1 pseudogene is annotated in these 305 nt (G+C 64.9%); it reads left to right on the top strand.

The features are described from left to right. Positions 1-305: pseudogene (locus XcuCFBP2542_RS19190) on the top strand (VirB4 family type IV secretion/conjugal transfer ATPase); the annotation flags it as partial.

Raw genomic sequence — 305 nt, 5'->3', positions numbered from 1 at the left:
CTCAAGCTGACCGATGCCGAGTACCAGGTGGTGGTGTCGCTGGACGAGCGCTCGCGCTGCTTCCTGGTCAAGCAAGGCCACGCCTCGGCGGTGTGCCAGCTCAACCTGCGCGGCATGGACGATGCGTTGGCGGTGATCTCCTCCTCGACCGACAACATCGAGATCCTGCACCAGGTGCTGGCGGGCAAGGCGAGCAAGCTGGGCGTGAGCATGGACCAACTGACGCCGGAGCAGTGGCTGGCCGAGTTCTATGCCAACCGCAAGGGCTCGGGCAAGCGCAGCTCGGTCAAGGACAAGGAGGTGGA

Origin of the sequence: Xanthomonas cucurbitae (assembly GCF_002939885.1) — a bacterium.
Taxonomy (GTDB): Bacteria; Pseudomonadota; Gammaproteobacteria; order Xanthomonadales; family Xanthomonadaceae; genus Xanthomonas; species Xanthomonas cucurbitae.
Note: the sequence above shows the minus strand (reverse complement) of the source record. Positions and strands in the feature narration are given on the sequence as shown.